The 4,436-nt window shown below is 58.9% G+C and carries 4 protein-coding genes and 1 pseudogene; 3 read left to right on the top strand and 2 right to left on the bottom strand.

Annotated features, from left to right (window positions below):
* Positions 1-778 (top strand): annotated as a pseudogene (locus CW742_RS07830) (COG1361 S-layer family protein); the annotation flags it as partial.
* A 77-nt stretch (positions 779-855) separates the two neighbouring features.
* Positions 856-3,189 (top strand): RND family transporter, encoded by a 2,334-nt coding sequence (locus CW742_RS07825; protein ID WP_292418791.1) that lies wholly within the window; start codon positions 856-858, stop codon positions 3,187-3,189.
* Between the two features lie 52 nt (positions 3,190-3,241).
* Here the strand turns inward: CW742_RS07825 and CW742_RS07820 are convergent, their stop codons facing one another.
* Both CW742_RS07820 and CW742_RS07815 read right to left on the bottom strand, forming a co-directional pair.
* Positions 3,242-3,775, bottom strand: coding sequence for a HEAT repeat domain-containing protein (locus CW742_RS07820; RefSeq protein WP_292418788.1), 534 nt, complete (start codon positions 3,773-3,775; stop codon positions 3,242-3,244).
* A 68-nt stretch (positions 3,776-3,843) separates the two neighbouring features.
* Positions 3,844-4,020, bottom strand: a complete 177-nt coding sequence (locus CW742_RS07815) for a DUF1646 family protein (protein WP_292418785.1) — start codon at positions 4,018-4,020, stop codon at positions 3,844-3,846.
* A gap of 86 nt (positions 4,021-4,106) precedes the next feature.
* Here CW742_RS07815 and CW742_RS07810 point away from each other — a divergent pair, with 86 nt between their 5' ends.
* Positions 4,107-4,304 carry a hypothetical protein gene (locus CW742_RS07810; protein ID WP_292418782.1) on the top strand — a complete coding sequence of 66 codons (198 nt, stop codon included), beginning with the start codon at positions 4,107-4,109 and terminating at the stop codon, positions 4,302-4,304.
* Positions 4,305-4,436 lie beyond the last annotated feature (132 nt).

The raw sequence follows: 4,436 nt of genomic DNA, 5'->3' as shown, positions 1-4,436 counted from the left end.
CGCGGTGGTCGAGGCCATCCCTGACAGGCTCAGTGCCGGCACCTCCGGGTATGTTGTCCTGAAGATCAGGAACGACGGCCCCGAGGATGGCACCAAAGCGAGTGTCAAACTCACACAGAGCGGGTCGAGTGCTGTCATCCCGACCGACAGCACCGCATTTGTCGGGAACTTCAGAAGCGGCGACATCATCACCTCCCGGTTCAAGATATCTGCATCCAAGGATGCTGCAGACCAGGTCTACCCGGTCGATGTCTCAGTCACCTACACCAACCGGGCGGGCGAGATCGTCACCTCCCGGAGCGAGTCCGTGGGTATCCCATTCAGCTCAAAGATCAGTTTCTCCGTAACGTCCGCCACACCCCAGGTTGCAGCCGGTTCGCATGATACCATTGCAATCACCTACCGGAACAACGGCAAGACCACTGTGCATGAGACCCAGTCCCGGATAACCCCCCATGGCGGCGTCACCGCAGAAGGCACGGTCGCGTACCTTGGCGAGATCCGCCCCGGGGAGACCGCGACTGCCCTCTACGAGGTTGCCGTCAGTGGAGAGACGGCGCCGGGGACATACACCTTCGACAGCAAACTCCGGTTCCGTGATGCGCTGGGCAACAGCCAGGAGTCCGACACCGTGCCGGTGACCGTCCAGGTGCTTCCGGCAAAGGCCGGTACCATCGCAGGAATCCCGACAACAATCCTGGTTGCAGGGCTCATCCTTGTGGTCCTTGCAGCTGGCATCGGGTACATGGCATACCTGCGGAAGACAAAACCGCAATGAGGGCACATGACGTTTACGCAGGAGCCGCTGCTCCCACCCCGACAAAACCACTCCCTACACCGTGCTGAGGGACCGCTATGATCAAGGAAATCTTCGAGGGCATTGCATTTACCATCACCAAACGGCCAAAACTCGTAGCCTGCCTGCTTGTCGCAGCCTTCTGCATTGGCCTGTATGGCATGACCATGCTCTCCATGCAGACCGGATGGGAGACCTATGTGGACAAGGACACCCCCGCCGGCGCCCTCCAGGCAAAATACAACCAGGAATACCAGGCGGATACCATCATCCTCATCATCGAGGCTGGCGATCCGCTCAGCCCGGACGTACTGGCGTATATCGATGATCTTGAGAAGAACATAAAACAGCAGCAGAATATCAACAGTGTCGGGAGCATCACCGATTACTTAAAGGCGTACAATGGCGGGATGCTCCCCTCGTCCAAGGAAGAGACCCTGGTGCTGGTCAACAGCCTCCCCGAGGACTTACGCTCCACGCTGTATCCCTCCAATGTCTTAACGCTCGTCCAGATCAAGCTCACGCCCGGCCTTTCCGAGGATGTGCAGAAATCGGTACTGAAAAATATCGGGTCCGTCATCGATGCCTCCCCCACCCCGCCCGGCGTGACCGTGGAGATATCCGGTTCCCCGGCGTTCTCCCAGCAGATGGGCGAAGGGTTAACCAGCAACATGGGCATCCTCATTGGCGGGGCGATGATCCTGATGATCATCACCATGGGCATCCTGTTTGCCTATGTCCGCCACCGCTTCATGCCCGTCCTTCTCGTAGGACTTGGTCTCATCACGTCGCTGGGCCTCATGGGCCTTGCCGGGATCTCCTTAAACATGGCCGTGATTGGGGCATTCCCGGTCCTGATCGGCCTTGGGATCGATTACGCCATCCAGTTCCATGCCCGGTTCGATGAAGAAGCCCGGAAGGGATCGCTTGACGATGCGGTCTTCATGACCGTGACCCGCACCGGCCCGGCCGTGTTGTACGCGATGCTGGCTACCTCCATGGGGTTCGTGGCCATGTTCATCTCGACCGTCCCGATGATCCGCTCGTTCGGGCTGGTCGCCATCATTGGCATCAACACCTGTTACTGGTTCTCCTGCATCGGCATGCCGACACTCGGGCTTCTCTTAAACTACAAGCCCAAGCCGCAGACCGGGCAGTGCTACGCTGTGGGGACAGAAGCCTGCGACACGATCATCGGAAAGGAGAAGAACAAAAAGAAGAGCGGTTTCTCGTACGAGGATTTCCTTACCAGCACCTCGGTGAAGATTGCCAAAAACCCGATCCCGGTCCTGCTCATCGCAGGCCTCATTGCACTCATCGGTTTCCAGATCGATCCGACCATTCCGGTCAGTTCCGATGAGAACGCGTTTGTCCCCTCGGACATGCCGGCCAAGATCAACATCGACAAGGTCACCCGCATTATCGGGGCGACCAGCACCGCCGACTTAATGATCCAGGGATCCCGCGTCACGGATCTTGATACGGTGAGATGGATCAAGGAGTTCCAGGATTACGAACTGGCCCATCATCAGGAGCTGACAGGTGCGACCAGCATCGTCACCTATATCCTCCAGTACAATGGCGGCGCAATGCCCAGGACCCAGGCAGAGCTCGACACCGTCCTTGCGAAGATCCCCCAGAGCACGAAAGAAGCATACCTCAGCAGCCCCATGAACGGGATCATCCGGTTCAGCACCACGGACATGGAGATGAGCCAGGAGAATGACCTAAAAGAGCAGATGGTAAAGGAGATCGCGTTCCTCGAACCCCCGATTGGGATCACGGTCGAACCGGCCGGAAGCTTCGAACTGTATACCAGCCTGCTCGGGTCCATGTCGGAGTCCAAGGACCAGATGACCGTGCTCGGGTTCATCTTCGTCTTTGTCTTCCTGATCCTGGTGTACCGCCACCTCCACGCGGTCTCCCCGATCATCCCGATCATCTTCATTGTCGGCTGGAACGCGGTGATGATGTACCTCATCGGCCTGACCTATACCCCGCTCACGGCAACGCTCGGCTCCATGACCATCGGTGTTGCTGCCGAGTACACCATCCTTGTCATGGAGCGGTACGCTGAAGAAGAGGAACGGCTGCACGACCCGATCGCCGCAATCCAGGAGAGCGTCCAGAAGATCGGCAGCGCCATCACGGTCTCAGGCCTTGCAACCTTCTTCGGGTTCTCGGCACTCTGCCTTGCCACCTTCCCCATCATCAGCAACTTCGGCATCTCGACCCTGATTGCAGTCGGGTTCTCCCTGACTGGCGCGATCTTCATCATGCCTGCGGTGCTCTCGCTGATGGGGCAGCTGTCCCAATGGCTTGACTCCCGGAAGAAGGGACACACCATACCGCCGGCCGCTGCCAGCGAGACCCCGGTACCCCCGGCAGAATAGAGCTACGGGCCCTGCACCGGATTACCCGGGGCAAACCTCCGTTAGCCTTTTTTTAGTCTTCTTTTCCCGCGTCCTCAACAATGACCGGCACGCCCGCCTCGCCCAGCTTCCAGAGCGTGAGGGTGGCGCAGGACCGGACAATCTTGTCGGCATCATGCAGCCGCTGCCGCAGGGGTTCGATGGCCGGCACGCCAACCCGGCAGAGCGCCTGCGAGAGGAATCCACGGAGCTCCGCCTCATCGGTCGCCATGGCGTCGATGAGCGGGGTAACGGCGGTGGCTCCCATCTCCCCCAGTGCTGCTGCACCATAGCGCCGGAATGCCTGTTCCCGGTTGGCCTTCATGGCTTCGATGAGCGGTGCAATGGCGGGAATGCCGATACGGGAGAGGGCAACTGCTGCATACCAGCGCCGGTCATTTCCCCCTGCCTCACCGAGTTCACGGAGCAGCGGAACAACCGCAGGCTCCCCGATCTCCCGGAGGGCGGCAACAGCAGCATGGCGGACATCAAGGGAGGGATCGGACAGCCGCGCAATCTCCTGTTCAACCTTCTCCGCTACCGCCATGTTCCCGCCTGCATCACTCATAGGTATCACTGATCTGGGCACTCCAGCTACATGGTTGTTGTGATTTCCAAGTGGTCAGCAGATCACGATTAGGGGAGGGCAACGAAGGTATCATCACAACCCATCCAGGCCGGGACAAAGATCATGGCAAAAAAGACTGTCATCAGCGCCATGCCTAGAGGGAGACCAATTCTCGCCCACTCGCTGCTCGTGATCCCCGACATGCAACCAGCGAGGATGGTGAGGATGCTGCCACAAATGAGCATCCTCTCTTCCAAAGGGAGGGGGCAACAAGGTTTATATCCCCATGGCACGGTATAGGCAATTGATCAATTCCAACGGAGGTGCTGGTGTGGCACAGGACCTCATGAAAACGATCGGTGCACTGCAGGACGCGGCAGTTGGGCGCTGCCGCAAGCGGATTGAGGATGCAGCACTGAAAGCGAAGGGACTTTTGCGGGCCGGGGAGCAGGACGAGCGCGAATCGCATCCTGAAAAGAGACCCTCGTGCGGGGTAACCTCGATCCTGAAACGGAAGCACGGACTTTAACAGGGAAAGGGAGATGGGTACTGAACGGACGCTCCTGCAGCAGATGCGGAACAAGGAGCAGGAACTGGGAGCCCGGATCGAGGGGGCGAGAAAAAACGCTGATGCGATGATCACTGCCGCACAGAGTGATGC

Origin of the sequence: Methanoregula sp. (assembly GCF_002835825.1) — an archaeon.
Classification (GTDB): domain Archaea; phylum Halobacteriota; class Methanomicrobia; order Methanomicrobiales; family Methanospirillaceae; genus Methanoregula.
Note: the sequence above shows the minus strand (reverse complement) of the source record. Positions and strands in the feature narration are given on the sequence as shown.

What these genes read in the sequence shown, in the direction of transcription:
- CW742_RS07825 (WP_292418791.1), top strand. Translation starts at nt 856, where the DNA reads ATGATCAAGGAAATCTTCGAGGGCATTGCATTTACCATCACCAAACGG.
- CW742_RS07820 (WP_292418788.1), bottom strand. Translation starts at nt 3,775, where the DNA reads ATGAGTGATGCAGGCGGGAACATGGCGGTAGCGGAGAAGGTTGAACAG.
- CW742_RS07815 (WP_292418785.1), bottom strand. Translation starts at nt 4,020, where the DNA reads ATGCTCATTTGTGGCAGCATCCTCACCATCCTCGCTGGTTGCATGTCG.